20 protein-coding genes are annotated in these 24,432 nt (G+C 42.3%); 2 read left to right on the top strand and 18 right to left on the bottom strand.

The genetic code is table 11. The annotated features are described in order from the left end of the window. Positions 1-166 precede the first annotated feature (166 nt). The 11 genes from RMX98_RS13735 to RMX98_RS13685 all read right to left on the bottom strand — a co-directional run bounded on the left by RMX98_RS13735 (position 167) and on the right by RMX98_RS13685 (position 10,250). Positions 167-757, bottom strand: a complete 591-nt coding sequence (locus RMX98_RS13735) for a Uma2 family endonuclease (protein WP_322675858.1) — start codon at positions 755-757, stop codon at positions 167-169. Positions 758-809: 52 nt separating this feature from the next. Beyond that, positions 810-1,919: a glutamate 5-kinase gene (gene proB / locus RMX98_RS13730; protein WP_322675857.1), complete on the bottom strand. Its 1,110-nt coding sequence runs from the start codon at positions 1,917-1,919 to the stop codon at positions 810-812. Positions 1,920-2,302: 383 nt separating this feature from the next. Then, positions 2,303-2,842 carry a YqeG family HAD IIIA-type phosphatase gene (locus RMX98_RS13725; protein ID WP_322675856.1) on the bottom strand — a complete coding sequence of 180 codons (540 nt, stop codon included), beginning with the start codon at positions 2,840-2,842 and terminating at the stop codon, positions 2,303-2,305. A 53-nt stretch (positions 2,843-2,895) separates the two neighbouring features. Then, complete coding sequence (locus tag RMX98_RS13720) at positions 2,896-3,522, bottom strand: hypothetical protein (RefSeq protein ID WP_322675862.1); 627 nt, start codon at positions 3,520-3,522, stop codon at positions 2,896-2,898. Between the two features lie 275 nt (positions 3,523-3,797). After that, positions 3,798-4,370, bottom strand: coding sequence for a DUF3727 domain-containing protein (locus tag RMX98_RS13715; protein WP_322675855.1), 573 nt, complete (start codon positions 4,368-4,370; stop codon positions 3,798-3,800). A gap of 140 nt (positions 4,371-4,510) precedes the next feature. Next, positions 4,511-4,987 (bottom strand): Holliday junction resolvase RuvX, encoded by a 477-nt coding sequence (gene ruvX, locus RMX98_RS13710; protein WP_322675854.1) that lies wholly within the window; start codon positions 4,985-4,987, stop codon positions 4,511-4,513. A gap of 2 nt (positions 4,988-4,989) precedes the next feature. Then, positions 4,990-6,228, bottom strand: a complete 1,239-nt coding sequence (locus tag RMX98_RS13705) for a GNAT family N-acetyltransferase (protein WP_322675853.1) — start codon at positions 6,226-6,228, stop codon at positions 4,990-4,992. Positions 6,229-6,456: 228 nt separating this feature from the next. Continuing rightward, positions 6,457-6,663, bottom strand: coding sequence for a hypothetical protein (locus tag RMX98_RS13700; protein ID WP_322675852.1), 207 nt, complete (start codon positions 6,661-6,663; stop codon positions 6,457-6,459). Between the two features lie 141 nt (positions 6,664-6,804). Beyond that, complete coding sequence (locus tag RMX98_RS13695) at positions 6,805-7,296, bottom strand: hypothetical protein (RefSeq protein ID WP_322675851.1); 492 nt, start codon at positions 7,294-7,296, stop codon at positions 6,805-6,807. Between the two features lie 293 nt (positions 7,297-7,589). Continuing rightward, positions 7,590-9,728 (bottom strand): pentapeptide repeat-containing protein, encoded by a 2,139-nt coding sequence (locus RMX98_RS13690; RefSeq protein WP_322675850.1) that lies wholly within the window; start codon positions 9,726-9,728, stop codon positions 7,590-7,592. A gap of 183 nt (positions 9,729-9,911) precedes the next feature. Continuing rightward, on the bottom strand, positions 9,912-10,250 hold the full coding sequence (locus RMX98_RS13685; RefSeq protein WP_322675849.1) for a hypothetical protein: 339 nt from the start codon (positions 10,248-10,250) through the stop codon (positions 9,912-9,914). A gap of 339 nt (positions 10,251-10,589) precedes the next feature. On the opposite strand from RMX98_RS13685, the gene RMX98_RS13680 reads away from it, so the two are divergent. After that, entirely contained in the window at positions 10,590-11,021 is a 432-nt protein-coding gene (locus RMX98_RS13680) for a hypothetical protein (RefSeq protein WP_322675848.1), read from the top strand. Positions 11,022-11,063: 42 nt separating this feature from the next. Here the strand turns inward: RMX98_RS13680 and RMX98_RS13675 are convergent, their stop codons facing one another. From RMX98_RS13675 to petB, 6 genes are all read right to left on the bottom strand, one after another. Then, on the bottom strand, positions 11,064-11,435 hold the full coding sequence (locus tag RMX98_RS13675) for a hypothetical protein (protein WP_322675847.1): 372 nt from the start codon (positions 11,433-11,435) through the stop codon (positions 11,064-11,066). A gap of 68 nt (positions 11,436-11,503) precedes the next feature. Then, entirely contained in the window at positions 11,504-12,685 is a 1,182-nt protein-coding gene (locus RMX98_RS13670) for a glycosyltransferase (protein WP_322675846.1), read from the bottom strand. Positions 12,686-12,695: 10 nt separating this feature from the next. After that, entirely contained in the window at positions 12,696-13,709 is a 1,014-nt protein-coding gene (locus RMX98_RS13665; protein WP_322675845.1) for a GDP-mannose 4,6-dehydratase, read from the bottom strand. A gap of 545 nt (positions 13,710-14,254) precedes the next feature. Continuing rightward, positions 14,255-14,698 carry an anti-sigma regulatory factor gene (locus RMX98_RS13660; RefSeq protein ID WP_322675844.1) on the bottom strand — a complete coding sequence of 148 codons (444 nt, stop codon included), beginning with the start codon at positions 14,696-14,698 and terminating at the stop codon, positions 14,255-14,257. Positions 14,699-15,308: 610 nt separating this feature from the next. Beyond that, positions 15,309-15,791, bottom strand: coding sequence for a cytochrome b6-f complex subunit IV (petD, locus tag RMX98_RS13655; protein WP_322675843.1), 483 nt, complete (start codon positions 15,789-15,791; stop codon positions 15,309-15,311). A 255-nt stretch (positions 15,792-16,046) separates the two neighbouring features. Then, on the bottom strand, positions 16,047-16,694 hold the full coding sequence (petB, locus tag RMX98_RS13650) for a cytochrome b6 (RefSeq protein ID WP_322675842.1): 648 nt from the start codon (positions 16,692-16,694) through the stop codon (positions 16,047-16,049). Between the two features lie 407 nt (positions 16,695-17,101). On the opposite strand from petB, the gene ctpA reads away from it, so the two are divergent. Next, the gene (gene ctpA, locus RMX98_RS13645; RefSeq protein WP_322675841.1) at positions 17,102-18,349 is read left to right on the top strand and encodes a carboxyl-terminal processing protease CtpA; all 1,248 of its coding nucleotides are present in this window, start codon (positions 17,102-17,104) and stop codon (positions 18,347-18,349) included. Positions 18,350-18,439: 90 nt separating this feature from the next. Here ctpA and RMX98_RS13640 read toward each other — a convergent pair whose 3' ends face one another. Continuing rightward, the gene (locus RMX98_RS13640) at positions 18,440-24,397 is read right to left on the bottom strand and encodes an AAA family ATPase (RefSeq protein WP_322675840.1); all 5,958 of its coding nucleotides are present in this window, start codon (positions 24,395-24,397) and stop codon (positions 18,440-18,442) included. Positions 24,398-24,432: the final 35 nt, after the last annotated feature.

Raw genomic sequence — 24,432 nt, 5'->3', positions numbered from 1 at the left:
CCATGTTTATCGTGTAGTTGCTTGGCGCGCGGCGCGGCTACACCGCGCCATTGCTTGTGACAGTTGCGTAAGTCCTGACTTAAAAGTTATTAGGCAAAGCCCCTATCAATAACACACATAGTAAACAATCTAATGTGATGAAATTGAAAAATCACTAATCGTTTCATTATGACTTTTGAATATCTTGGCGAAACTCTTTAATAGCTTCCAAGGGAGACGACAACAAAAGACAACGATTGAGCAAGGATAAATCTAATTCTGCTAGCAACTCACTTTTAATAACTTTCTCATATTCTTGTTCCCGTAAGCAGTAGACTTCAAATGTGCCATCTTCCCAAAACCAAACTTCTGGGACTCCCATTAATTTGTACTTCTGTAACTTTATGGGACTACCGCTAGTAATTACTACTTCAATACAGAGGTCTGGTATCGGTTTGTCGTTTCCAAAGCAATAAGATAAGTCAGCTTGATATTCTACAATCTTGGGAATAACCTGGCTAAAACTCCCACTGGGGAAAAATTCAACACTCTGTTCCACGAAATACTGCCCCAAGAGCAAACCAATTAAACACTTAATCGCCTCATGAGGCTTCCCAATACTCACAATTTCTAAAATTCCCTCACAATAAAACAACCGCACCCCTGGTACATTTTCAAAGCTAGCTTGAATTGCTTTAAACTGTTCCCAACTTAACCCATGTCGAAAGAAGCGTTGTTCTTCTGGTAAGTTAACAGCATTTTCTAACGTTTGAGTCATAATATTTTTTATTCTCTCAATTAGTAGTCACAAAGTTGATCTAATTTCCATTTTAAGTCAAAACCAAATTATCTCGATGAATCACGGTTTCTGCACCGGCATATCCTAAAATTGTGGAAATTTCTCGTGAATGACAGCCACGAATTTTTTGCAGTTCATTGCTGTTGTAATTTACAAGTCCTCTAGCAATTTCGTTACCGTTGATGTCACACAATTGCACGGCATCCTGTGTATTAAACTCTCCTTCTACTAGCTTAATTCCTGCTGCTAATAAAGATTTTCCCGCTAGAGAAATTGCCGCGATCGCACCTTCATCTAAATACAATTTACCCGCAGGTAAAAGTCCGTAAGCTATCCAACGTTTACGCGCCGAAGTTGGTTCAGGTTGCGGTTCAAAATGCGTCCCAATCAGTTCGCCTTGGATAATTTTTTCGATATTCCGGGGAAATCGCCCTTGGGTAATTACGGTACGTACTCCCGCAGCGATCGCAATCCTCGCAGCCGAAATTTTTGTCACCATCCCACCAGTGCCCCATTGAGAACCTTGGGAACCTGTTTGTATTTGTAATTGAGCTAATTCTTTAATACTACTAACTAGAGCGATCGGGCGCGCATCTGGCACGGAACGGGGATCGGCTGAGTACAGCCGATCGACATCGGTGAGCAAAAATAGCCAATCTGCTTCTACTAAGCTGGCAACCAATGCTGAAAGGGTGTCATTATCACCAAATTTTAGTTCATCTATCGCTACGGTATCATTTTCATTGACTATAGGTATCACTCCCAGCCCCAATAGTTCCTGAAAAGTGTTGTAGGCGTTTAGATAGCGGCTACGCTGTACCAAGTCGCTGCGAGTCAGTAATACTTGAGCGATCGCCTGTTGCAAGGTAGTAAATAAATCATCGTATATGCGAATTAATCTGCCTTGTCCAACTGCTGCTACAGCCTGTTTGAGTGCGATCGCTTTCGGACGTTCAGTTAAGCCCAACCGCGCACAACCTACCCCGACAGCGCCGGAGGAAACCAAAATCACCCGATGTCCTTGGCGTCTTAAATTGCAGAGTGTTTCCGCTAAAGTAGCAATGGTAGAAAGTGCTAATTGTCCCGTTTCTGGTTTGGTTAGGCTAGAAGTGCCGATTTTGACAACAATTGTTTTAGTCATTAGTCACTTGTACTGAGCGAAGCCGAAGTATTAGTCACTTGTACTGAGCGAAGCCGAAATATTAGTCACTTGTACTGAGCGACTTGTGCCGAGCGTTCGCGTAGTGTCTCGTAGAGAAGTCGAGGTAAGCCGAAGTATTAGTCATTCGTCATTCGTCATTAGTCATTAGTAACTGACGAATGACAAAGGACAAATGACTAAAGAAATTGTAAAGCGCCAATCCCTCTATAGTGAAGGTTGACGCTTTACGGAAGTATATTTACTTAGTATGAGTTAGGGTCTTTTTTGGCTGACCCCATGTTATTAATACTTATGATCCCCGATTTTTGAATCACATTAAGATTTCTTAATTATTTCTTTAGATTTACTTTCCTGACGATTTCTCAACTTTTGTGAATCTTCTTTTTCTTAGGAGTAATAGAGGCTCCCAGAATTTCAGATATCCAAACTTCAAAGTTGCGGACGGGATGAGAGCGGAGAGCCGCGTCGGCATGAACAATTGGTTCGACTAAAATGGTAAACATTCCCAGGCGATTACCTGCTAAAACATCGGTAAACAAGCGATCGCCTACCATCCCTACTTGATGCACTGGCAAATCCATTCCCCTAACTGCTGCTCTAATTTTACGTCGGGAAGGCTTGGCTGCACCCAAATAGTAAGGTAAATTGAGCGATCGCGCAATTCCACCAATTCGCGCTTCACTCAAGTTGTTACTTACCAAACACAATGTAGTACAGGTGCGAATTTGCTCCACCCACTCTCGTAGTTCCGGGGAAGCTATGCCCACTGTAAAGGGTACTAAAGTTTCATCTACATCCAATACCAGCCCTTTCAGCCCGTATTTTTGGATAATATCTGGTGTTAGGTTCAATACTGAACCCTCTAAAATCAAGTCAGGCTGTAAAAGATTGTTCCAGGCCATAGTCACCAGTCAAATTTAAATAGCTCAGACAAATGAGCATAACCCAATACAGTTTAGTTAGTCGAACTCGATCCTGGGATATCTCCCTGAACACTTTCAGATAAAATCCCTAAAATCTTATCGATCTCTTTAATGTAATAATTATTTAAATCAATAAATATATCGTTTTCTTCTAACTTCAAAAACTTCCAAATATCCCCCGTTGTTACCGCGCCATAAATTTTCCTAATATCATTTCCTTCTCGTTGATTAAACAATTGTGCTGCCAACATTGTCGCCGCACATTGACCTAATCCACCTTTAATATTTTCATTTTTAGCTTCAATAATAACTACCACAGGTACATTAATTGTTAATTGTTCTTTAGCACGGCTGATGATAAAATCACAATAGCCATTTAGACCTTTTTCGGCATCTACATTAAAATCTGTTCCTGAAAATAAACTAATTGGATAATTAGCCCTGCGTCTTACCTCCAACAAAATCGGAGTGATAATCATTTCTGAACGAGCTTTTTCAGTATTAATTGCTAAAGCAAGTTCTGCCGTTTCTTCTAAAGAATTTTTGAGTTTCTCGCTTGGCTGTAAAGGTTCAATGTTGGCACATAAATCAGTTTCTTCATCAATGCGGATGCTAAATGACTTTTTAAATTTACTTAATGTAAAATCGCTATAAGCCATTTTCAGCACCTCATCCCGATTTTGGATTTTGCGGAAAGTTGTAAGTAGGGTTTCCCTCCGTGGCAAACTTTTTAAGGCGATAATGGAATTAAAATCCCTACCAAACTGCTTTTTCCAGAATCTTAAACAATATTGATTGTCCCAATTTAGTGTCAATGATTCATTGCTTCCACATTCAATGGGACATAGTAAAAGGTTTAGCTAGATTTTGATTACAGTGAAAACTTGCAATTAAAAAATTCAAAATGAAAACGTTACATTTTGAATTTTTAATCTTATTCCACTTCATTAAAAAGATGTTCTTCTAACAGAGGTTGCACTTTGCGAAACTCCTCTGGAGAGAGTAATTCAGGTTCACCTGTTTTCGTTATCCGAGCAAAAAACAACAAGGGATCGAGGGGTGTATAAATTGCATACTCTTGATCTTCATCATAGAAGCTAGCGAGTAGCTGTAATTGTTCTGGCTCTAAATCTTCCCCTTCGTCTTCTATTTCTAAGGTAAAGAGTTCTGATTCTTCAACTGGCGGTAAATCACCTTCAACTGTTAAAGCATAAGCTGTGTTCTTCAATATCAGGTTCTGCTCAGATAACACAGCTTGGGCATTAGCAAAAATTTGCTCAATAATAGCATCATCTTCTACCAGAACCGCTTCTTCTTCCTCACCGTCACCTTCCCAAGAAAAAATTTCTACAGGTGAGTCTACAGGAAGAAGCAAAACATATTCTTGCTCATCAACTTCAAGTCGATGCTCTATATAACAGTTGAGCGATCGCCCTTTGTCATCGGTTAAAGTGATGGAACCCGCATGAGCGTTATCATTTTCTTCAGAGAATGGAGAGGAAAACATAGCCGAAATGTAAATATTTAATAAATACCAGCAATTTGAAAATCGCTTAACTATTTAATGACATATTATGTCAAGCAAATAGCTTTAAACATAGATACAACTGCTGGCTAATCGTTTTCAGAATATCATGTTAAAAGGTATCAATATTCAATAGCCGCAACTGAACTGCGGGAACTAGCACGCTTAACATCCAGCCATTGTTGCAAAATCAAAGCGGCTGCCTTGCGGTCAATCATACCTTTATGGCGTGATGGGGAGCGGTTTTCAGCTATCAACAGTTGCTCTGCTTGATATGAAGTTAATCGCTCATCCATATATTCCACAGGCAGTTTCAGCGCTTTAGCCAGTCTTGTAGTAAATTTCTGAACTTGACGAGCCTGAAATCCTAGTGAGCCATCCATTGAATAAGGTAAGCCCATAACTAGAACTTGTACCTCCCGTTCGTTAACGATTTGTCGGATTTGCTCGACATCGCGCTCAAAAGATGTACGCTCGATTGTGGTGATTCCCGTGGCAATTAAACCCGTGCGATCGCACCCGGCCACACCAATCCGTTTGCGACCGAAATCTAGCCCTAACGCTGAAATAAAAGGTTTTGGTTGCTCTGGGGATATCACAATTAATTCTCCTGCTGTGCATCTGCTGATTCAGAAATCGGCGATGCTTCCATGCTAGGGTTTTTTACCGAAAAGTTAATTGGTTCTGACTTACTTGGCAATGGTTTATCTGACGATGGCAGTTTTGGTGGTTGTATCCATGACATCCCACCTGGTATAGGTTTACGTGCTGGTTGTAGACCTTGCAGCATATCAGTCCACTGAATTCCTTCTAAGGACACGAATTTAGATTCCCGTAGTTTGTGCCACACAGAGCGAGACATAACTAATGTATGTTCTATGCGTTTTGCCCCAATTCGCTCCAAATACTCTTCTCGCTCTGCCTGATAGTCTGAGGAAGCTAGTTCTAACCCTTGCTGGGGAAAATCTTGGGCAATACGAGCTAATTGAGATAGTAATTCTGGATATAGCCAAGTGTAAGCAGGATGAACCGTCAGCGTTGCAGTATGGGGAACTTCACCTTTACGATCAAGTTGCACCTGAAAATAACCGATCGCAGCTTTGCGTTGGGGTTCAAATACATAACCACTGACTACTTCTGTTTTAGTCAGCCATTGTTTCACTGCATCAGTTAAAGCGCCAAACAAACTGGTTTTAAAGTCGCGGGTATTGCGGTCAAAAACTTGACGTACCAAAGGTGGCATCGATGCCGTATCTAGTTGATATAGCAACTGGGCATCAGCATTACTCACTGGCAACAGGTTGGGCAAGTCTGGCTCTGCTTGGGCCAATTCAGCCAGTAATTCTGGCCCAATTTCCCAGTAGGTCATTTCTGCCAAGCGCTGGAATCCATTTTGCCGATATAGTGCCAGTGCCTCAATATCGTTGATGTTAACTTCCAGTAGCCAAGTACGTGCTTCCAGAATCGATTCAAAGCAATGACGCAAAAGTTGCGATCCAATTCCTTGTTTATCAACACCACGCTCTAATAGCACTTGATCAATCCGCCAAGTACTGCGTGTCCGGTTAAAAGGTGATACTTGAATCATTCCTAAAAGCATCCTCCCTTGCTCTGCAATATAAGCACAGAGGCGATACTGGAGCGGGTTAGGAAACCAACTCAAAAATTTGAGTAATCCATACCAGCGACGCAGCCTTTGCATCTGGCTGATGGCAAAACCTGCTCCCTTGGGAGAAAGGGCTGCGAATGACTCTTGAGTTATGCGCTCAATGCCGTCCAGATCCCGGTATTGGACTGGTCGGATAACAACGCTGAGGTTTCTGGGAAGTAGTGAAGTCATTTTTTATTCGAGCCGCCATTTAGCCTTAACTAACTGCTCTTCAAAGCAAGGAACTGCTGCAATAATCTTAACTAGTTTCTGCTCTCTACTATTGTGCCAAAAGAGTGATTTTAGTGACTTAATACTTAAAAAAGCAGAAAAAGCAGACCTTGTGAGAACACCATTGGCATTAACCCAACAACATCTGCCCTTATTTTATTTGAATTTTGATTAAAAATTGTATATATTTTATAGCCCTTGTCGAGAAACTAGCTTTTCAAAGTGGGCTTGGGTTTGATGGAGTAATTGCTGGCGACTATCTACCAGTGTTTGCTTCAGGGTTGGAACAAGATTGCGAGCTTGCAGGGTCATGTGAAGTTGCAGATTGGCGACATATTCACTAAAATCTTGATTCACTTCATCTGCGGTCGCATCCGTTAATAAATTTGATTCCATTGCCACTGTGTTCTCCTGTGTTAATCCTATGCTGTCTCTCTTCATGACAAAAACTATCACGTTGTTTGGACTAACTTCTTAATTTGCAATGAAGTTTAACGCTGATAGCGGGATAGCGATCGCTTCAAGCAGAAGTACCGATTAAAATCTCAAACCAACACCACCTTGTACGGATATCGCTGTACCACTGCTATCACGGTAGGCATCAAAAGCAATAATGGCGTTACCAAAAAGCACAGTATTGCTATTTGGGATCATATAATCAATCCCCGGTTGTAAAGCAAAACTGATTTTGTCGCCCACAGGAGAAGAACCACCACCACCAGCCAGCACCAACCCAGCCCCCAGATAAGCATCAGCTTGCCAGTTGAGGGGAAAATCGTAAGAAACCGTTGGTACAACTGCCGTATTATTCCCAATTAACACTTGGGCACGGAGTGAAAGTGGCGCTTCCAAAAGCTTGTAGCGCCCCGCTATCACCCCCCCGATTTGGATACCATCGGTAAAACCAATAGCGGGGCCGATACCGATATAACTGCCATAGGCTACTTGAGCTTGTGCTGGTTTAGTACTCACCAGACTCAAAACCAAGCCAGCCCCTAAAACTGAAACCAAATATGGAATATACTTCATCACCGACTCCTCACACCATTTTGTTATTGGGCATTGGGCATTGGGCACTTGTACTGAGCATTGGTTATTCTCTCGCTACACCTCTGCCCCTCGGTCACTGAATTTCGACTCACTTCTCTACGAGAGGCTGCGCCAACGACGCCGCGATAGTTGAATCTCGACTTCGCTCGATTACCGCGTAGTCGAAACTCAGTGCAAGTCGCTCGATTTCCGCGTTGGTCATTGAATCTCGACTTCGCTCGATTACCGCGTAGCCGAAATGAGCCGAAGTGCTGCTCCCCTGCCCCTCCATTCTACGGGCAACGGGGATGAATGCCTCCTTGAGTACAAATGTATGCTAATTGCTTGGCATCTAAATTTTTGGCTTGAGAAAAATCAACGCCTTGAATTACGGCAGATACCGAGCCTAAATCTGGGGTTTGGACAAATTGATCTGCTGGATCTTGTTTGCTAGGAGCGAGAATTGCCCCTTTAAAATCTGCGCCGGCGACATTTGCCCCTCGTAAATCTGCAAGACTCAAGTCGGCATTTTGCAAGTTAACGTTTTCCATTTGGGCAGAACGCAAAACAGCACCAGTTAAACGAGTGGCGCTGAGGTTGGCATTGCTGAGATTGGCACGATCCAAATAGGCTCCTGATAAATCGGCTCCTTGCCAATCAGTGTTAGTTAAGTTCGCAAAAGATAATTGCGTGCCGATCGCAGTGGCGCGACTTAAACGCGCAGCGTATAAATTGGCTTCGTTCAATTTAGCATCGCCTAAATCAGCCCCAGTCAAGCTAGCTTTTTCCAAAACTGCGTTTCGCAGATCGGCTCCTACTAGTTGGGTGCTGTTGAGTTTCGCGTCATATAAACGCGCATTGGATAAGTTGGCTCTGTTGAGAGTAGCACGGCTCAAGTCGGTACGGTTCATCAAGACGCGACTGAGGTTAGCATCAGTAAGATTGGCTTGTTGCAACTGAGCTTGGCTTAAATCAGCGATCGCATCGTCGTAGGTATCCCAACGTCCATCATCACCCACGCCCCGAAAGCGGCTACCCTTAAAGCTGGCTTGGTTAAGATTTGCAGATTTTAATTTAACTCCTGATAAATCAACGTTGTCTAGCACCAAGTTGAAGAAGGAATTTCCTGGAGTACCGCTTTGACCTAATTGCGTCCTACTAAGGTCAAGACCGTCAATTTTACCACTGTAAACAGAGAGAATCTTGTTGATCGTCTGCTGGTTTCTTTGTAGCCGCCCTTGTCGTAATTGCCGCTCTTGGGTTGCAGTACTACCTACAGACTCCAGTTCACCCACCAAAAACTGATTCTTATTTTTCAGTTCCGGGATGGCTTGGGGCCCAACAGTTGTCAAAGCTTGTTGAATCGTATCCAAAAGGCTGGGGTTAGTTTCGCTAACTAATAAATCCGCCAGAAATTTAATCGACTGTGGATCGTTAAGACCACCGATAGCTAGAATTGCACTTTGGCGTTGCTCATTAGTCGCCCCAGAGTTGGGATTCAATTGTTTAACAAGTTCGAGGAACTGTTGGCTGTTGATTTGCTTAGTAGCTCGCTGGGATTGTTGAACTTGGATATAGACTTGAGTGCCGATTAAAGTCGCCAACACAGCAGTCATACTCGTCAGCCCTACCCCAAATAAAGTTAAATTGGGATTTTGCTGTATCCGTCGCCACAAATTAGGCGAATGGCTGGTTTGATCTGCCGCTAATTCTTCTCCCTCTTGCCATTCTTCTGCTTCGTCATTACCACCAGCAGATTGAGCTTGTGTGTTGCTAGCTAAGAGTGCATCTATTGTATAAGTGCCTGCAAGTTGATCGTGGAATGCGCGACGCCCCCGGCGCGATGGTAAGCCTATTCCTTCACCCACAATCATTAATAAAGACAAAAATGTGAATAATCCTAAATTCGGAAAAGCAAAGCTGTAGCGCCACAGTAGATAGGCGATGGAAATGGGTACAGTCCAACGCCCAACTCCTTCTCTAATCACAACTGCCCCCAATCCGGGCGCTGTTCCTTGCTCGTTGACAACCCGCACTTTTAACCAGCGTTTCGGAATTGTGCTACCAGTTTTAGCTAGTAAATACAATTGCCACCACGAGAGAGTTACAGGCGCTAACAGGGCGATTGTCCACAAAATATTAGTTGGCCAGGCGACGTTACGGATGCCATAGCTCATTGGTAAAGCTAGGGGTCTGGCGATCGCTCTTTCCGTTACTACCAACATAGGGTTAAGCGGTACTCGATTCAGATCGCTTCTAGAATTGGCATAGACACCAATGCCGAAGGGAATCAACCCACTAGTAACCACTAATGTGATCTCAGCCGCCCAAGCTGCAAACCGCCTGCTTGCTAGCAACAACGAATTGGCTCTTTCCGGTTTTTTTGACTGACCAGATTGATTACTAGTTCTCCTCACAATTGGTGTCGTCATCGTATAATTCCCTTTGATATTATTTCTACGCCGCGATCGGCACAATTAAAATAGACTAAGCTAATCAGCAAAAAGCAATGCATATTGAAATAGAATTTAGGAGTTACTAAGTCAGGAGTCCTTTGTATTCTGTCTCCTGACTCTCATAACTCCAGGCAGAGTGCCAAGTAAATGCATATCAACTTATTGCTTACGTTGAAAGCTACTAGACACAAAAAATTTGTATCCAACATACACTAAGACTGCCAAAAGTGCCAGACTGATTACAGATGCAACTAGTTTAAACACTGCTTGCAGTATGGCCAAGCCTACTAGCACTGTCACACCCAAAACTACCAGCTTTTTCGTTCCAGATAAGCTGTTGAACCAAATCTGAAATCGCTCCAGTTGCAAGTTCAAGTTAGCAAAAACAGACTGAGGCGTTTGTTTTTGTTCTTGTGAAACCACCCCAGGCGGGGAATTAATCTCTGCCTCTAGCTTATTGAGACGACGCTGTAAGTCTTCTTCTGGTTGAGGATTCATCAATCTTTTTTACCTCAGTTAGCATACTTATTCAACAACAGACCAACCAAATTCTATTTTTGGTGGTTGTCTTAGTGATTTTAGCTAATGTCTGTGCGTGCCAGACCTTTCTGCACAGGGAAAAATTATGTTTTTTTCTTGTTGCCTTCCAGACATCAATTGTAGAGACGTTGCAATGCAACGCCTCTACACATACCCATCAAATCTTCACAAATAATCCTGAAATTAATAGTATTACTTTATACCTCAGCCTTTGGAACCAAGATGAATTGCTGTCGTCTATATAAATCAGACTGTATAACAATGTTGCTCTAGAAAAAATCTAGAGCATTAATCAAAATGAAGACGCTTAGGCTACTTGCAATTGTTCCCACAGCTTTGGCGATGAGTTTGGTTTTCACTGAGGCTAATTTGGCACAGACACCAACAATCCAAATTAATCGAAATTTACAACCAGATCCATTGATTTTGAACGGAAAGTCTGGGGGAACTGTCAAAAGTAATTGCGGCAATATTAGCACTGAACCTAGTCAAGTGATCCAGGTTACAGAATCACTGCCTTACTTGCGATTAACAGTAGAGAGTCAAGGAAAGCCAACGCTGTTGATCGACGGGCCAGGAGGGCGCTTTTGTGTAATGGCAGATAGCTACTCTGGAGGTAAGCCAGAACTGTCTGGTTTCTGGACGACAGGGAAATACTCGCTATATGTGGGTGAACAATCCCAACGACAGTATAGCTACAGCCTCTCAATCTCGCAAAAAAATAAATAATCATTAGTCATTTGTCGTTTGCTAATGACTAATGACCAATAACTAATCTTCCAGCGATTTGCCTGGAACTTCGACAGCAGTGACATCAATTGTGCCTTCTGGCGTGAAGCGCTGAAAATGACTATTTTGTATTAACACTGACTCTCCACAGTTAGGACACTGCAGCTGAGTGTTATTTAAACCTGTAAATTCATATCTACAGACGGGACACTGATCGGCAACCAAGTTGCGTTGTAGCCACCAGCGAAAGCCAAAAAAAGCCACAATAGGTGTCAAAAATAGCAACCCGACAATAATTAGCAACGAATTAACCAACCAACCCAAGCCCACTGATGCCAGCAACCAAATAACTGCTAGCAGGGTAAGCCAAGGGCGGAGATTTAAAAGATTCAATTGAAATGACTTAAAGCTCATTTTTTAAATTTCGTCCTGCTCTCCTTCTAGAATAGCGATTTTAGTCATTTGTCATTTGTCATTTGGACTCAAATGCACTTTATTATTGAGGATAGAAGCGTTTTTTGCAAGTGCTGTTGGAAGGCATCTATGCCAAACAGAGCGATCGCCTGTTGTCGCAGCCACTTTCCATCACATCGCTGGTCATCCCCTTGAAGCATTTCTATACAAGCTGCTGCTACAGCATCAGGACTGCGGTGTGGTACTCGCCATCCTAGTTTACCATCTTGCAAAGGGTCAGCAGAACCATCGTCGTCACCGGATAATACAGGTACTCCACAAGCCATTGCTTCCAGATAAACAATGCCAAAGCCTTCTTGCGAAGGCATAATATAGGCATCAGCAAGGCGGTAATGTTCCATTAATTCTTCTGTAGCAACGAAACCAGCAAACACAACGCGATCGCTCACACCTAAATTTTTTGCTAGCTGCGCCAATCGTGGTTGGTCATCGCCGCGACCAATTACCAAATATTTCACTTCTGGGAAAACTTGAGCGATTTGTGGTAATGCCCGAATTGTGACATCTACACCCTTGTAAATATCTCCTGACCATAATCGCGCTACTGTCATTAAGACTTTAGCACCAGTTAAGTTATATTTCTGGACTAATTCTGGCTGTTTGGAACCAGGAGTAAACTTATCCCCATCAATTGCACAAGGCATCATTTGTACTATTTTTGGGTTTAGACTATTAGCAAGACAAGCGCGATCGCGGCTGTAGCGACTAATTGTCCAAATTCTATCTGCTGATGTCAAGGCGCGACGTTCTTGATTTTTTAGCGGTTCCCAGACTTCTTTGCCGTAAGTTAGCACGGTGTAAGGAATCCCCAAGGGCTGGCAAAGAGTTTGTACTAATACTGCTAAGTTAATATGACCGCAAAAAACTTGCTGCGGACGGCTTTGCAATAGACACTTAAGTAAAGCTGCTGCCATTTGCAGTCTCCCCAAATAGGGGGACTGATTTTTAAAGTAATGAAATTTTAAGTTCTCGTCTTCAAAAGGATTTAAGCTATCGGGACTATCTCGCAGCAAAAAAACTTCTGCCTTGTAGGCTTGGCTCAATCCTAGATAGGCGCGAAAAATATCTTTTATATATGATTGAATACCACCTTCGTGGGCAAAAATTTCTAAAAACACGAAGACATGGTTAGTTTTTTCGTTAACTTTATTACCTAACTTAAGGTTTTCTGTCGCTGTAGTGATGTGCATGTTAGGTTATTTACACTCGCGGTAAGGGCGCGATGCCTGCGGCAAGGACTTCATCCAACGCACCGCTTTGTAACCGCTCCAAATCTGTTTTTACCATTTTTTCTAAAAGTTCCTCAAAGCTCACTTGGGGTTCCCAGCCGAGGTTTATCTTAGCTTTACTGGGGTTAGCTACTAGTTGAAAATGCTCATCTTGTCGCAATAAGCTAGTATTTATGACTACATACTGCGTCCAATCCAATCCGACAGACTCAAAGGCTGTTGAAACTAAATCTTTAACACTGTGCAATTTACCAGTGCCAATTACATATTCTTCTGGCTCATCAACTTGCAACATTCGCCACATTGCTTCTGCATAATCTCCTGCAAAACCCCAATCGCGTTTGGCATCAAGATTACCCATTTCTAAAGTATCAGTTAAACCCAATTTAATCGATGCGGCTGCCAAAGAAACTTTTCGGGTGACAAACTGAGGTGGGCGTAGAGGAGACTCGTGATTATATAAAATTCCACTACAGGCAAATAGTCCATAGCGCTGCCTATGATGTACCATTGTCCAGTGGGCGTGCATCTTAGCCGCAGCATAGGGATTTTTCGGACGAAAAGAAGTTTCTTCGTCTTGAGGCGAAATTAATACATCGCCAAACATTTCTGAACTGCTAGCTTGATAAAATCTAGTAGACAAACCAACTTTTCGTACTGCTTCCAAGAGCCTGGTAGCCGTACCTGTTATTAAATCCAGGGTTCCCAATGGATCTTTCCAAGAGTCGGGTACAAAGCTAGGAGCTGCCAAATTGTAAATTTCTTGGGGACGCAGTTGTTCAACTGCGATTAACAGCGCTGCATTATCCCTCAAGTCAACTGTAAAAATTTCTACCTGATTTGCCAGTGTTCCTAGTTTTGTCAAATTAGATTGTCGATGTGGAGGTACTAATCCTACAACTCGATAACCACGCTTGAGGAGCAAATGGCTGAGATAGTAGCCATCTTGACCAGTAATTCCTGTAATTAGGGCTGTCTTAGTCATATTTGTCCCCTATTTTCTCTATCTCTTTAAGCACTAAATGGCACTTGTTGGAGAAAAAAATTTAAGACTCTCAACACTGCTGACAGATTTTAACAAGGGAGCTACTCTAACTCGAATGCTATCTTTACTGTATTCAGTAATTTTTTTTATACAAATATATTCTTTGAAATCTGACAAAAAAATGAGAATGACTAAGCAATTTCACGTAAAAAACACATTACTCCAATTCCAATAATATTGAAAAAGGAGTATATTTTTATAAATCAAGTAACAATAATATTCAGCAAAAACTGCTCCTGCTTTCAATTAAGTGGCTCAACTTCGATAAAATCTCCCTAATCCTACAGAGAAGGAAACTACGTGCAGAAGCTACCATAAGAGAAGTTGTTTGTCGTACCCATAAGTATCGATAACTCAAGAAATGCATCTGGTAGAGAAGATAAGCTATCGTACCCGATCAGTATTTTTTGCCTACGCTTTACTTTTACTCGAAAGCCAAAATTGGCATCAGAAGTATTCTTATCTTCCTTTAACCTTTGACTATTTCACTTCTGTGCTTCCACAGAGTATTTTACGATTAGCAGGCAATTTCTACCATCTGCAACACGTTCGTATACAACACGGTCAGCCAACCGTCGCAGGAGAAACCATCCATACCCTCCTACTTGTAGAGTACCTGGGGCTGGTTCTGCGATCGCATCAGGATTAAAAGGTTTTCCATAATCCCAAATTCTAATCTCTAGTCGGTCAATCCACAGATAAACTTTAATCTCAATAGCTGTTTCGGGAGGTAAAGCATGGTGAGCATGACGAACAGCGTTGGTAAAGCCTTCTGCTAATGCTAAATTGAGGCGATCAAGTTGGGTTTTTGACCAGCCAAGTTGAGATAAGTGTTGCAGACAAAATTGCTCAAACCATTCTTGCACCTGGTTTAAGAGCCTGAGTTCGCTCTTAACCGTCAGATGGTCTTGCTGCACTATACTAAGCATTAACTGTGACTTGAATATAAGTAAACCCAAGTTGCTAGTTATTAAATTTTGCCAATAGCGCAAAATTTCTCTGACATCAAAAAATCTAAATTGACATATTCTGTGTACCAAAATACAAAACATGAAAGATTTTGGCATTCTGAGGGTTGTAACTAGCAACTTACGTTAAGTAAGTGAAAAATGTTTGTATTTATTGACTTTCGATGATATGAGATTTTGGAATAGCTTTTCCATCCAAAACTTCAGATTCCAGATGCAATCTGAACTATTGAAGAAGGCAGGAGGCAGGAGGCAGGAATTTATCTATTACTTTCAACCGTATCTAATTCCAAGCTACCTTACGAGTGATGCTACGCACAGCGCTCATAGGGAAAACCCTCTGTTCTGAGCGCTGGCTGATCAAATCGTAGATTTTGGTACTTTTGACTTAAACCTTACCTTTGTCTCTACTCGCTTTACTGAAGCAGAGGACAGTATTTTTCCTGCCTCCTGCCTCCTCTTCTGCCTTCTACCTTTCTTGTTAAAATTGACGCCTGTTGATTGTTTTCAAAAGCACATCTGCATATACTCTTGAAACTTACAGGCGTCAAAGCACTTTGTGGTGACTAATTTAGAATAGTCCCAAGGTCAAAGATTTATCCAATGGCAAGGCAGCACCAATACCCAGCCACAGGGTGATAAGGGTACCAGCAAGGAATACTGTGGTTGCAACTGGACGACGGAAGGGATTTTGGAACTTATTGACGTTCTCAATAAAGGGAACGAGGATTAGTCCCACTGGTACGGAACCCATTGCTAACACTCCTAAAAGCTTGTTAGGAAGCGATCGCAAAATTTGGAAGACTGGATACAAGTACCACTCCGGCAAAATTTCCAATGGTGTGGCGAAAGGATTTGCTGGTTCACCGGTCATCGCGGGATCTAGCACAGCTAGAGCGACAATCGCAGCGAAGGAACCCATGATCACAATTGGAAAAACATAAAGTAGGTCATTAGGCCAAGCGGGTTCACCATAGTAGTTGTGACCCATGCCTTTAGCGAGTTTGGCTCTTAACTGAGGATCGCTCAGGTCAGGTTTTTTTTGTGTTGCCATTTTGAAATGTGCTCTCCTGCTTAAGTTAAATTAAAGCATTTGTGAAAGCTATCAGCTACTAGGCAACCAGCAGGCGGCAAACAGTGTTTTTCTATCTCCGGTCGGACGCCTGAAGGTTTTCTACAGCTTTCGGCTTCAGATACAAGTATTTATTTTTTAGAACTTATGTGCCATTAATTTCTTCTGTTTCATAAGTTTAAAACAAACAACTCGATCTGAAAACTGATAAATGTTGCCTTTCGCTAATAGCTGAGATTACAAAGGCCCAGAAATGCCTTGCTTGCGGATCATCAAGAAGTGAAACAGCATGAAGACTGCAATCAACCAAGGCAGTACAAAGGTGTGTGCGCTGTAGTAACGAGTTAGTGTTGCTTGACCAACACTCGAACCGCCGCGCAGCAAGTCGGAGATCAGAACGCCAACCACGGGAATTGCTTCTGGTACGCCGCTAACGATTTTCACAGCCCAGTAGCCAACTTGATCCCAAGGTAGGGAATAGCCTGTGACTCCGAAGGAAACTGTAATCACAGCTAGGATCACACCACTTATCCAGGTCAGTTCGCGGGGCTTTTTGAAACCACCAGTCAGATAAACCCGGAAGACGTGCAAAATCATCATCAATACCATCATGCTGGCAGACCAGCGATGGATAGAACGAATTAGCCAACCGAAGTTTACTTCATTCATGATGTACTCCACTGAGGAGAAAGCTTCAGCGACTGTTGGCCTGTAGTAGAACGTCATGGCAAATCCAGTGGCAAACTGGATGAGAAAGCAAACCAGGGTAATTCCACCCAGGCAGTAAAAGATATTGACGTGGGGAGGGACGTACTTGCTAGTTACGTCTTCAGCGAGTGCCTGAATCTCTAGGCGTTCCTCAAACCAGTCGGAAACGTTGGCCATACAATCTCAAGTTCCTAAAAGTCGGTTGCGGTTGATAAATCCCGAAGTTCTGAATCGGCAAAAGCCTTCACTCAGACTTCTCTCCCAACTAATAATTTTGGGATTTTAGTAAAGGGGAGTTTTTTTGTTTGCTTTTGGGCTTTTGGCGTGCTAAGAGACTTCAGAAACTTTACACTCTGTAAAGATGGAATATATTGCGATCTCTTTACGCCCCTACACACAAAATGGTGGACACAAAGTAGATTTTATCCTTTGGTAAGTGGATACGATGCATCAGTTGACTGAACAACTTGATGAGAAAAATGCACCACTTCTATAAAAAAAGTAACATAATCGAGAGATAGATTTCATCAACAACAGGGGAAGTGGACATTATCTAGGCAATTTGGGTTGAGGTGGAATTGATAATGGGGTTCATGAACAAACAAGTCTTTCGGGTTGGATTTTCATTGTTAATGGCGTTTTGCTTGGCGTTGGGTATGCTCACTCAGCCAGCGATGGCTTTGACGGGTGAACAAAAGCTGGTTTCGGAAGTTTGGCGAATTGTTAATCGTACTTATCTAGATGAGACCTTTAATCATCAAAACTGGGCGGCTGTGCGGCAAAAGGTTCTGGAGAAGCCACTGCCAGACTCAAATGCCAGTTATGAGGCAATTGGGAAGATGCTCAAAAGCCTCGACGATCCTTTTACCCGTTTTTTAGATCCAGAACAGTACCGCAGCTTGCAGGTCAATACTTCTGGGGAACTGACTGGGGTAGGATTGCAAATTGCCTTGAATCCTGAGAATGGGAAGTTAGAAGTAGTGGCTCCTATCGCTGGTTCACCGGCAGATAAAGCGGGGATTCGACCACGCGATCGCATTCTCAAAATTGAAGGCGTTTCCACAGAAAATCTCACTCTTGATGAAGCTGCTACCAAAATGCGGGGCCCCAGTGGCAGCCTTGTGACTTTGGTAATCGAACGGGACGGAGAGGCAGAAACGGAAATTAGACTGACACGCGATCGCATTGCTCTTAACCCTGTGGTTTCAGATTTGCGTGTTTCCACGGAGGGTACGCCCATTGGCTACCTACGCCTCACTCAATTTAATGCCAACGCCTCAACGGAATTGGCACACGCTATTTCTAGTCTAGAAAAAAAAGGCGCTGCTGCCTACATTCTGGATTTACGAAATAATCCTGGGGGATTATTGCAATCAGGAATTGAAATCGCCCGTCTGTGGTTAGACTCTGGCACTATTGTTTACACTGTTAACCGACAAGGCATTCAGGGTAGTTTTGAAGCCTTTGGGCCAGCCCTGACGAAAGATCCTCTGGTGATTTTGGTAAATCAAGGAACTGCCAGTGCTAGTGAGATTCTTGCTGGCGCACTCCAAGATAATGGTCGTGCCCAATTGGTAGGCGAAACCACCTTTGGCAAGGGCTTAATTCAATCTTTGTTTGAATTATCAGATGGTTCGGGTTTAGCAGTCACAATTGCTAAGTATGAAACTCCTGAACACCGGGATATTAACAAACTAGGTATTAAGCCAGATAAAGTTATTTCCCAACCAGCTATTAACCGCGAACAGATTGGTACTGAAGCGGATTTGCAATATCAAGCAGCAGTGGAACTTTTGGTTAAAAATTCGGTGGTAGCTGCTGGAAAAGCGTAAAAAGTTTGGAGTTAGGAATTTGCCTTGTTCCCAGTCTCTGGCTGGGAATGACCGATTCCTGGGATTGCAATCTTGTAAGTTTTTTCTCGTTTATGCCAACAACGGTAGCTGAATCACAAATTCAGTTCCTTCGCCAAGTTTAGAATTCACTTTGATCGCTCCGCCATGTTTTTCTAGAATAATTTGACGAGCGATCGCCAATCCTAAACCTGTACCTTTACCGACAGCTTTTGTAGTAAATAAATGGTCAAATATTTTTGATTTGACTTGTTCACTCATTCCCTTACCGTTATCAGCAATGGCAATTTTCACGAAATTATTTTCTACTAAAGTTGTAATTTTAATACAGTTATAATTAGCTTTAATTTCCTCAAAACTGCGTCCTTGATTAGATTCTTCTAATGCATCAATAGCGTTCGCTAAAATATTCATAAATACCTGATTTAATTGACCAGGGAAACATTCTACTTGAGGTAAATTACCGTAATTTGTGACAACTTCAATCGCGGGACGTTGTTCATTCGCCTTGAGACGATGTTTGAGAATAAGAATGGTGCTATCAATCCCTTGGTGGATGTTGAAAGGCACTTTGTAATCTTGGTCTGCACGTGAAAATGTACGTAAACTGGTGCTGATATTTTTTAATCTGTCGCACGCCATAGACATAGAATCAATCATCTTGGGCAAGTCTTCTAAACTATAATCCAAGTCGATTTCTTCGGCGTGGTCTTCGATTTGATCGCTTTTGTTGGGGAAGCTTTCTTGATATAATTTTAAGTGTTGGGTAATGTCAGTAATAGTGGGTTTAGCAAGTTTTAGACTAGCAGCAATAAAACCGAGGGGATTATTCATTTCGTGAGCTACACCAGCAACTAAGTTGCCTAGTGCAGACATTTTCTCACTTTGCACGATTTGTAATTGTGCTTGTTGCAGGTTTTGTAAAGCAGTTTCTAGCTCTTGTGCTTTTTGTTGAAGTTGGACTTCGGCAACTTTGCGATCGCGTAGGGCGGCTTGCTGTTCTGTAATATCATCTGCTAGGGAAGCGACTCCGATTAACTCGCCGTCTGCATTTACAAGTGGATTGTTATACCAAGCACAAATAATAATTTTACCATCCTTTGTGACATTTTCATTGATACTGTAATTACCGCCCTCCTGCGATATAATATCGATGCTCACTCGCTCCATTTCTGCTTGAATTGTTTGAGGAATGATGAATTGGAATTGACAACCTAAAGCCTCCTGTTTGGTGTAGCCAAAGATTCTTTCTGCTGCTGGGTTCCAGTCAATAACCTGAAAATTAGTATCCCACTCTATGACTGCCAGTGGAGTTTGCTGAACCAATAGCTGGAGTCGTTGCTGGGATGCTTGCAAGCTACACTGTGCGGCGCTCAACTCATCAAGCGATCGCTCTAGTTGTTGGGCATTTTCTAGCGATCGCTGATAAAGTCGGGCATTTTCCAAAGAGATTGCAGCTTGAGCGCAAAGTAAGTTCAGCAGTTGGACGCGATCGCTTGTAAAAGCTCCAGTTGCCAAATTATTTTCTAGATACAATATGCCCAGCAACTTCCCCTGATGCAAAATCGGGCTGCACAAGATACTCTTGGGCTGCTGTTGCTGAATATACGGGTCATTGATTAATTGCGGATGTATGGTGGCATCAACAATTACCGCAGGTTCTAAGCTACGTTTAACGGTATTAATTAAGCCAACTGGTACATCCACAGAGTCTTCAACGCGCTGCGGGTTGAGCAACATTGGGTAAAAATCGACATTCTGTACACCACTCTCAGAAAGCTTTCCTAACGCCTGAATTAGCAACCGATCTGACTCTAAAAGCATCAACACACACTTATCGGCTCCGGCATTTTCAATGACGATATGCAGCAATGCCTTGAGCAATTTTTCGAGTTCGATTTCCCCAGAAAGGGTTTGATAAGCTTTGAGAATAGCAGCTAAATCTAAAGCAACAGAGACGCTGCTACTGCTGGAACTGGCGGAACTAGTGGAGGTGGAGGTGACACTCTCCAATGGGAAAATAGTTTCGTTAGTCGAGAAGAGAGAACGGGTTTGCTGAAGGATGGGAGCAAGAAGTTGAGGATAGCGTCTTTCCAAGTCGGCGACTTTGGCTTTAGCGCCCCAACGAGCATAGCCGTAGTAGGCTTGGGTGATGTATTCCTGGGCTATGCGCTGTTTGCCCCAATCGAGGTAAAATTTGGCAGCTAGTTCATTAGCCAGAGCTTCTTCTTGGATGTAATCGTTTTCTTTGGCAAGAGCAATGGCGCGATCATACAAATCTGTTGCCTCAGCTTTTTCACCTATAACTCGACACCGTTCTGCGGCAACTAGCGCCCAACGATGAGTCTGATTGCTGGGTGCATGAGATGCCCACTCCTGAAGTTTCTCCTGATGGACAGAAACCTTATCTAGAATAACTGCTTGCTCTGTGTGAGTAGCAGTTGAATAAATCGCTAATTGCAGCAGCGCATCGTAGAAGGAAAAGAGCGGAACATGCATCAGTCCTACTGCTGTGCCCAAATACTGTTCTGTTAAACGGGCATTTAAGACTGCTTGTTCATAGCGATGGAACAGATAGGAAAGGAGCAGTTTATTGAAATAAAGTTGACACAGCGCGATCAATTGATTGGCTTGGAGATGAAGCTGAATCATCTCATCCTCATCATAGTCTTTGCTATACAATCGATCTGGTTCAGCCGTAGGTTCCAGTAAATTGAGTACCGCTTGATAGTAAATACTTTGAATGCGAAAATAGCCATTCTGACGGAATTTCTGGATCACCTTACGGTATTCATCCATCCTCTGTTTGAGAGCAGAAAGTTCTTGCCCACTGAAATAAGCGGTGTAGCTGTAGCACATCAGGCTGAGGGCAACATACTCAATATCGCCCGTTTCTAGTCCACTGGCGTAAGCTTGCAGATACCCGTTTAGCGTGTCTTTCGCGGGTTCTCGCCAATGTCTGAGGGAACTGTTGAATCCAAAAATGGTTTTAGCCGCAAGCTTGGAAGCATCAATGCTCTGTAATAGATTTATCCCTAATTGCCCAAAGCGATAGCCTGCATCAATATCTTTCAAAATGGCAACCAACATTAGCCCATACTGGACATAACCATAGGTTGATTCCGTTGTATTCCCGTATTGCACGGATAAATTTACTTGAATATAGGTGAGCAAGGGCAACAGGTTTGGAGCAACTTGATAAGCAACAGACATGATGTTCGATATAATAGCCATTGCCGCTTTTTGCTTTGGTGCGGTCATTTCGGGTAACTCTAACAGTGATTCAATTGATCGCTTGCCGAGAAGTGTTTGGGTGCGCTCAAGCCCCTGCTTGATTTCTACCTGTGTAGGTTGCTCTGGCAAATACACCCCCAGTTGATTCAGCACTTCTCGCGCCAGCCGCAAAGCTTCTAAATGTTGATTTTGGGCAATGCAAGCCTGGATTTTAGCCTGATATGTAGTCACTCGATCGAGCCAGGAATGGCTATAAGTCAGCACCGTTGCTGCTAACTGTTCCATCTGTTCAAAATCAGTGCTGAGGTAAGCTGCCTCTGTTGCGCCTTCATAGAGGGCGAGACAGAGCTGATATTGATGTTGCCAGCGATCGCTTGGCAGCAGCTCAATACCCGTTGTAAAATAAGCAATTGCAGCACTGTAAGCTGTTGCAGCTCTGGCTTTGCGTCCGGCTGCAAGATTCAACTGGGCGAGTTCATGGCGAAGAGATGGCTGGGTAATCAGAGATTTTCCGACATTGAGATGATTGACGATATCAAACAGTTTTTCTTCGCGATCGTTGAGCGAAGTCTTCTGCAATAAGAGTTGCCCAATTTTGAGATGAGTTGCCTGTTTTTGCTCCTCTGGAATTAGGGAATAGGCAGCTTGTTGGACGCGATCGTGCAAAAATTTATAATTTACAATCAGCGAATCTTGCTCTATATCATTGGTTAACCGTTCAATATAAAACTTGTAGATTTCACTAGTCGGTAAAATTAATCCTTCCTGCAAAGCTTTCCACAAATAAGTTGCCGTTTCTATCTCTGATAGTTGAGAAACAATTGTCAAACTCACCAAATCAAACTGATTACCAATACAAGCTGCTAATTTTAAAACTGACTGTGTGCTTGTTGGCAGTTTTTGCAATTGTAAGGCAATAAACTCCACCACATTATCTGTCACTGCTAACGCTTTAACTTCTGTAATATCGCACTGCCAATTTCCACACTTCCAGTCAAATTTAATTAGTTTATCTTCATAGAGTGCTTTCAAAAACTGTGTGCTAAAAAAGGGATTGCCATTAGTTTTTTGATACACTATTTGAGTTAACGGTTGGGCAAATTCTAATGAATAACTCAGCGTATCTGCTACTAGTTGATTTAAATTATAGTTACTTAAAGGAGCAAGAGTAATTGTATTAATTGTGGCTTGATTTTTGATAACTTCTTCTAAAGTTAATGTCAAAGGATGGGCGGCTGAAACTTCATTATCTCTATAAGCACCAATTAATAATAAATATCCCCTGCTTGATTCGCTCGTCAGCAATTGCATTAACTTCAGAGACGCAGAATCTGCCCACTGCAAATCATCTAAAAATATCACCAATGGATGTTCTTTAGTTGTGAATACCTGGACAAACTTTTGGAATAATAAATTAAATCGGTTTTGGATAGCCGAGCCTGATAGTTGTATTGCTGGTAATTGTTGACCAATAATTCTTTCTAATTCGGGGATAACTTCAATAATTACTTGCCCATTTTCCCCAAGGCTATCTAAAATTTTACTCTTCCATTGTTGGATCTGAGCATCACTTTCTGTTAATAATTGTCCCATTAAATCCCGGAATGATTGCACAAATGCACTGAAAGGAATATTGCGATTAAATTGATCGTATTTACCCTTAATAAAATAACCCCGTTGTTTAACTATGGGTTTATGTACTTCATTAACTACAACAGTTTTACCAATACCTGAAAACCCTGCTATTAGCATCATTTCTGTCGTACCATTACTGACGCGATCAAATGCTTCGAGTAGGGTTTTTACTTCAGTTTCTCGTCCATAGAGTTTGTCGGGGATGAGAAAGCGATCGCAAATATCTCGTTGAGCAATCTCAAAGGTTTCAATTTTACCAGTTTCTTTGATTTGCTCTAAACATTTTTCCAAGTCATGTTTTAACCCCAATGCACTTTGATATCTATCTTCAGGATTTTTCGCCATCATTTTCATGACGATATCACAGAGAACTTGAGGAATAGCAAAATAAACCTGATCCGAACCCTCTCCTTGCTCAGAATAGAGTGTTGAAGGCCGGTGGAGTTTATTCATATTTGGCGGAAGTTTAGCAATATGAGAATGTACCCATTCCATAGGATCGTTTGACTCAAAGGGTAACTGTTTTGTGAGCAATTGGTAAAAAGTCACACCTAGAGAATAGAAATCTGTGCGGTAGTCAATCCCGCGATTCATCCTGCCTGTTTGTTCTGGAGAAATATAAGCTAATGTCCCTTCTAATACATTAGGATTGATTAGTGTTTGTGTTTCTCGTGCTAGTAAAGATGCAATACTAAAGTCAATTAATTTAACTTGCTTGGTTTCGGGATTAATTAAAATATTAGCGGGTTTGATATCTTTATGAATAATCCGAGCGCGGTAAAGTACATCTAAGGTATTGCACAGTGCGATCGCTATTTCTAAAAACTCTTCACTAGATACGATATATCGCGTCTGCTTAGAGGTGAAATAATCTTTGAGAGAAATCCCCCCGAAGTCTTCCATGATCAATGCATAACCATTCTGATAAGCTTGGAGGCTGTAGGTTTGGACAATTAGAGGTGAGTTGAGATTTTTCGCAATAGTGTACTGATTGCGAAACGATAAGAGTTCATTGAAACTCGGATAAGGATTTTTCAGCAGTTTAATGACTACAGGTAATAAGTCACTCTCTCTATACCCTCGATAAACGACCGTTCTAGAACCATTGTAGAGTTCTTCGCTGATGCGATATCTGGGAATACTGACAAGAGTGCTAACCATATTACTAAATCCTAACGATTTCTGGATTTAGTATT

The sequence above is a fragment of the Nostoc sp. DedQUE02 genome (genome assembly GCF_034531035.1).
Lineage (GTDB): Bacteria > Cyanobacteriota > Cyanobacteriia > Cyanobacteriales > Nostocaceae > Nostoc.
The sequence above is the reverse complement of the archived record's forward strand: the minus strand, read 5'-3'. Positions and strand labels throughout refer to the sequence as shown.

Coding starts and splice junctions, on each gene's coding strand:
- RMX98_RS13735 (WP_322675858.1), bottom strand. CDS start 757: ATGACTCAAACGTTAGAAAATGCTGTTAACTTACCAGAAGAACAACGC.
- proB (WP_322675857.1), bottom strand. CDS start 1,919: ATGACTAAAACAATTGTTGTCAAAATCGGCACTTCTAGCCTAACCAAA.
- RMX98_RS13725 (WP_322675856.1), bottom strand. CDS start 2,842: ATGGCCTGGAACAATCTTTTACAGCCTGACTTGATTTTAGAGGGTTCA.
- RMX98_RS13720 (WP_322675862.1), bottom strand. CDS start 3,522: ATGGCTTATAGCGATTTTACATTAAGTAAATTTAAAAAGTCATTTAGC.
- RMX98_RS13715 (WP_322675855.1), bottom strand. CDS start 4,370: ATGTTTTCCTCTCCATTCTCTGAAGAAAATGATAACGCTCATGCGGGT.
- RMX98_RS13705 (WP_322675853.1), bottom strand. CDS start 6,228: ATGACTTCACTACTTCCCAGAAACCTCAGCGTTGTTATCCGACCAGTC.
- RMX98_RS13700 (WP_322675852.1), bottom strand. CDS start 6,663: ATGGAATCAAATTTATTAACGGATGCGACCGCAGATGAAGTGAATCAA.
- RMX98_RS13695 (WP_322675851.1), bottom strand. CDS start 7,296: ATGAAGTATATTCCATATTTGGTTTCAGTTTTAGGGGCTGGCTTGGTT.
- RMX98_RS13690 (WP_322675850.1), bottom strand. CDS start 9,728: ATGACGACACCAATTGTGAGGAGAACTAGTAATCAATCTGGTCAGTCA.
- RMX98_RS13685 (WP_322675849.1), bottom strand. CDS start 10,250: ATGAATCCTCAACCAGAAGAAGACTTACAGCGTCGTCTCAATAAGCTA.
- RMX98_RS13680 (WP_322675848.1), top strand. CDS start 10,590: ATGAAGACGCTTAGGCTACTTGCAATTGTTCCCACAGCTTTGGCGATG.
- RMX98_RS13675 (WP_322675847.1), bottom strand. CDS start 11,435: ATGAGCTTTAAGTCATTTCAATTGAATCTTTTAAATCTCCGCCCTTGG.
- RMX98_RS13670 (WP_322675846.1), bottom strand. CDS start 12,685: ATGCACATCACTACAGCGACAGAAAACCTTAAGTTAGGTAATAAAGTT.
- RMX98_RS13665 (WP_322675845.1), bottom strand. CDS start 13,709: ATGACTAAGACAGCCCTAATTACAGGAATTACTGGTCAAGATGGCTAC.
- RMX98_RS13660 (WP_322675844.1), bottom strand. CDS start 14,698: ATGCTTAGTATAGTGCAGCAAGACCATCTGACGGTTAAGAGCGAACTC.
- petD (WP_322675843.1), bottom strand. CDS start 15,791: ATGGCAACACAAAAAAAACCTGACCTGAGCGATCCTCAGTTAAGAGCC.
- petB (WP_322675842.1), bottom strand. CDS start 16,694: ATGGCCAACGTTTCCGACTGGTTTGAGGAACGCCTAGAGATTCAGGCA.
- ctpA (WP_322675841.1), top strand. CDS start 17,102: ATGGGGTTCATGAACAAACAAGTCTTTCGGGTTGGATTTTCATTGTTA.
- RMX98_RS13640 (WP_322675840.1), bottom strand. CDS start 24,397: ATGGTTAGCACTCTTGTCAGTATTCCCAGATATCGCATCAGCGAAGAA.